The organism is Methylorubrum zatmanii (genome assembly GCF_014845115.1).
In the GTDB taxonomy this organism is placed as follows: Bacteria; Pseudomonadota; Alphaproteobacteria; order Rhizobiales; family Beijerinckiaceae; genus Methylobacterium; species Methylobacterium zatmanii.
Genome location: NZ_NKUI01000285.1, coordinates 1 through 4153, shown reverse-complemented (window position 1 = coordinate 4153; position 4153 = coordinate 1). Strand labels below are relative to the sequence as shown.

Annotated in this window: 3 protein-coding genes and 1 pseudogene; all 4 read right to left on the bottom strand. The window is 67.7% G+C overall.

Annotation, left to right across the window (positions count from 1 at the left end; translation table 11 throughout):
- Nucleotides 1-19 precede the first annotated feature (19 nt).
- A complete protein-coding gene (gene fdh3B / locus MZTS_RS23590) occupies nucleotides 20-616 on the bottom strand; it encodes a formate dehydrogenase FDH3 subunit beta (RefSeq protein ID WP_003605051.1) in 597 nt (198 codons plus the stop codon).
- A 16-nt stretch (nucleotides 617-632) separates the two neighbouring features.
- Nucleotides 633-3575 (bottom strand): formate dehydrogenase subunit alpha, encoded by a 2943-nt coding sequence (locus MZTS_RS23585; protein ID WP_192285686.1) that lies wholly within the window; start codon nucleotides 3573-3575, stop codon nucleotides 633-635.
- Nucleotides 3576-3582: 7 nt separating this feature from the next.
- Complete coding sequence (locus tag MZTS_RS23580) at nucleotides 3583-3828, bottom strand: formate dehydrogenase (protein ID WP_012452393.1); 246 nt, start codon at nucleotides 3826-3828, stop codon at nucleotides 3583-3585.
- 76 nt (nucleotides 3829-3904) lie between these two features.
- Nucleotides 3905-4153 (bottom strand): annotated as a pseudogene (locus tag MZTS_RS23575) (molecular chaperone TorD); the annotation flags it as partial.

The window sequence follows — 4153 nt, the reverse complement described above, 5'->3', positions numbered from 1 at the left end:
GGCCCGCGCCGGCATCGGCTCAGATCGCGACGGTCTCGCGGTAGGCCGTCTTCCAGCCCCAGGCGCCGGAGCCGTAGCCGCGCTTGATCACCCGCTGCTTGTAGATCTCGGCGATCATCTCGCCGTCACCGGCCAGCAGGGCCTTGGTCGAGCACATCTCGGCGCAGAGCGGCAGCTTGCCCTCGGCGAGGCGGTTCGAGCCGTATTTCTCGTACTCGGCGGTCGAGAAATCGGGCTCGGGCCCGCCGGAGCAGTAGGTGCACTTGTCCATCTTGCCGCGCGAACCGAAGTTGCCGACGCGGGGATATTGCGGCGCGCCGAACGGGCAGGCGTAGAAGCAGTAGCCGCAGCCGATGCAGATGTCCTTGGAGTGCAGCACCACCGCGTCGGCGGTGGTGTAGAAGCAGTTCACCGGGCACACCGCCGCGCAGGGCGCGTCGGTGCAGTGCATGCAGGCCATCGAGACCGAGCGCTCGCCGGGCTTGCCGTCGTTGAGGGTGACGACGCGGCGGCGATTGATGCCCCACGGCACCTCGTGCTCGTTCTTGCAGGCGGTGACGCAGGCGTTGCACTCGATGCAGCGGTCCGCGTCGCAGAGGAACTTCATCCGGGCCATATTCGGTCGCTCCTCGTCAGGCCGCCTGGATCTGGCACAGGGTGGCCTTCGGCTCCTGCATGCCCGTCACGGGATCGAAGCCGTAGGTGGTCACGGTGTTCACGCTCTCGCCGAGCACGACCGGGTCGGTGCCCTTCGGGTAGAAGTCGCGCATGTCCTTGCCCTGGTACCAGCCGGAGAAGTGGAAGGGCATGAAGGCCACGCCCTTGCCGACGCGGTCGGTCACCAGCGCCTTCACCTTGGTCTTGGAGCTGTTCTCAGGGCCGGTCACCCAGACCCACTGACCGTCCTTGATGCCGCGCTCGGCCGCATCCCCGGTGTTGATCTCGACGAACATGTCCTGCTGCAATTCGGCGAGCCAGGGGTTCGACCGGGTCTCCTCGCCGCCGCCCTCGTACTCGACCAGACGGCCGGAGGTGAGGATGATCGGAAAGTCCTTGGCGACGCCGCGATCCACCACCGATTTCTGCACGGTGAAGCCGATATTCGGCATGCGCAGCTGCCGCTCGTCGGGCCGGGTCGGGTATTTCGCCACGAGGTCGGGCCGGGGCGAGTAGATCGGCTCGCGGTGGACCGGCACCGGGTCGGGCAGGTTCCAGGCATTGGCCCGGGCCTTGCCGTTGCCGAAGGGCGAGACGCCGTGGTCGAGGCAGACCCGCTGGATGCCGCCCGAGAGGTCGGTCGCCCAGCTCACGGTATCCGGCTTCTCACCGCCGATCTTGAGGATCGTGGCGAGTTCGTCCGCCGTCAGGTCCTTGTCCCAGCCGAGCTTCTTGAACACCCCGAAGGTGAATTCGGGATAGCCGTCGGTCAGGTCCGAGCCCTTGGAGTAGGAATCCTCGGCGAGCAGGGTCTGGCCGTTGCGCTCGGTGCCGAAGCGGGCGCGGAAGCCGCCGCCGCCATCCTTCACGTGCAGGGACGTGTTGTAGAGGATGGCCGAACCGGGATGGCGCAGCTCCGGCTTGCCCCAGCAGGGCCAGGGCAGGCCGTAATAATCGCCGCCGACCTCCGGGTCGTCCTTCGGCGCGCGCAGGGTCACGAGGTCGAACTTGTGCTGGTTGCGCATATGCGCCTTCAGCCGCTCGGGGCTCTGGCCGCAATAGCCGGTCGACCAGCCGCCGCGGTTGATCTCCCGCAGGATGTCCTCCGCCTCGGGGACGCCGTCGACGACCTTGATGTTCTTGCAGAGCTTGTCGGCGAAGCCGAGCTTCTCCGCGAGACGGTAGAGCACCTCGTAGTCGTTCTTCGACTCGAAGGCCGGCTTCACGATCTGCTCGCCCCACTGGATCGAGCGGTTCGAGGCCGTGCGCGAGCCGTCCATCTCCAGGGAGGTGCAGATCGGCAGCAGGTAGGTGTTGTCCTGCCGGGCATCGAGGGCTGCGAAGGTGGTTGGGTGCGGGTCGGCGACGACCAGCAGCTCCAGCTTGTTCATGCCCTCGATCGCCTCGGGCATGCGGGTGACGGTGTTGCCGCCGTGGCCGAACACCATGAAGGCCTTGACCGGGCTCCTCTGGTCGATCTGCTCCGGCGGCAGGTTCACGGCATCGAACCAGCGGGTCGAGGTGATGCCGGGCGCCTCCATGTTCTCCTTGCGGGTGCGTGCCTTGCGGCCGGCCGCCGCCGGAACCTCGTCGAAGCGCGATTGCAGCCACTCGTAGGGCACGTCCCAGACGCGGGCCCAGTGCCGCCAGCCGCCCTCGACCAGGCCGTAATAGAGCGGCAGCGAGGTGACATCGAGGCCGAGATCGGTGGCGCCCTGCACGTTGGTGTGGCCCCGGAAGATGTTGGCGCCGGTGCCGGGCTTGCCGACATTGCCGGTGGCCAGACACAGGATGCAGAGCGCCCGCACGTTGGCGGTGCCGACCGTGTGCTGGGTCGCGCCCATGCACCAGATCAGGGTGGCGGGCTTCTCCTTGGCGAACTTCTCCGCCACGCGGCGGAGCTGCTCGCCGGGCACGCCGGAGACGCGCTCGACCTCGTCGGGCGTCCACTTGGCGACTTCCTTGCGCACGTCGTCCATGGCGTAGACGCGCTGGCGGATGAACTCCTTGTCCTCCCAGCCATTCTGGAAGATGTGCCAGAGGATGCCCCACACCACCGGGATGTCGGTGCCGGAGCGGATGCGCACATATTCGGTGGCGTGCGCGGCGGTGCGGGTGAAGCGCGGATCGATGACGATCATGTTGGCGCGGTTGATCTCCTTGCCCGACAGCACGTGCTGCATGGAGATCGGGTGCGCCTCGGCCGGGTTGCCGCCGAGGATGATCATCGTCTTGGCGTTGCGGATGTCGTTGTAGCTGTTCGTCTGAGCGCCGTAGCCCCAGGTGTTGGCCACGCCCGCCACGGTGGTCGAGTGGCAGATGCGCGCCTGATGGTCGATCGAGTTCGTGCCCCAGAGGGCAGCGAACTTGCGCATCAGGTAGGAGGCCTCGTTGGTGAACTTGGCCGAACCGAGCCAGTAGACCGAATCCGCGCCGTTCTTCTCGCGGATCGCGGTGAGCTTGGTCCCGATCTCCTCGTAAGCCTGATCCCAGGAGATCCGCTTCCACTGCCCGCCTTCGAGCTTCATCGGATATTTGAGGCGCCGATCCGACGAGACGAGTTCGCGGATGGCCGCGCCCTTGGCGCAGTGCGTGCCGCGGTTGATCGGGCTCGCCCAGGACGGTTCCTGCCCGACCCAGACGCCGTTGACGACCTCGGCCGTCACGGTGCAGCCCACCGAGCAGTGGGTGCAGACGTTCTTCTTGATCACCGTGTCCGGCCCGACCGCCGAGGAGCCGGCGGCCTGCGCCTTGCGCACGGCGCCGAGCTGGATCGTGCCGGCGGCGGCCAGCGCTCCGGCGGTGAGGCCGGATTTCCGCAGGAAGGCGCGGCGGTCGAGAACCCCGGCGGCGAGGCCGGCGGCCACGGCCTGGTGCTTGGTGCGAGCAGCCTCGCCGCTCTTGCGCTTGATCAGCATGGCAGCCTCACTTCGGTCCGGTGGAAGCCGGGTCGGTGTTCTTCTTGAGGGTCTCGTAGCCGTTGGTGCGGTAGAACGCCTTCACGTGGTCGCTCTCGCGGTAGCGGCTCCGGGTTTCGTCGTTGCCCGGATCGTAGGCCTGCGCCTCGGTCGCCCCCATCGGCGAGGCGACGGCCGCCGCGGCGGCGACCGTGCTGCCGCCGAGCGCCCGGAAGAACTGGCGACGACCGAGCGTCTTCGGATCCTGTCGCATCACCCTCGTCTCCTCCGGCGGTTGCCTCTGTCACGGCAACGCGCCTCGATCCGGTTTGTCACGTTGGAGAAAGCCTTCAGCCTTCCATGGCGAAGGCTTCCGCCTCGATCTCGATGAAGGCGCGGCCGAGCCCCCCGACCGCGCGGTAGAAACGACCCGCCTTCGCGGTCTCCAGATCCGCGAAGAAGCGGCCGGCCCAGGGCTCGATGTGCCGGGCGAAGAAGCGGACCTGCATGCCGGCCTCCGCCTCGAACCGCCCCGCCGCGAGTCCGGCCATCACTTCGAGGAGGACCATCTCGCGATCCTCCTCGAAGTGATGGCCGGA

Coding starts and splice junctions, on each gene's coding strand:
- MZTS_RS23580 (WP_012452393.1), bottom strand. CDS start 3,828: ATGCGACAGGATCCGAAGACGCTCGGTCGTCGCCAGTTCTTCCGGGCG.
- fdh3B (WP_003605051.1), bottom strand. CDS start 616: ATGGCCCGGATGAAGTTCCTCTGCGACGCGGACCGCTGCATCGAGTGC.
- MZTS_RS23585 (WP_192285686.1), bottom strand. CDS start 3,575: ATGCTGATCAAGCGCAAGAGCGGCGAGGCTGCTCGCACCAAGCACCAG.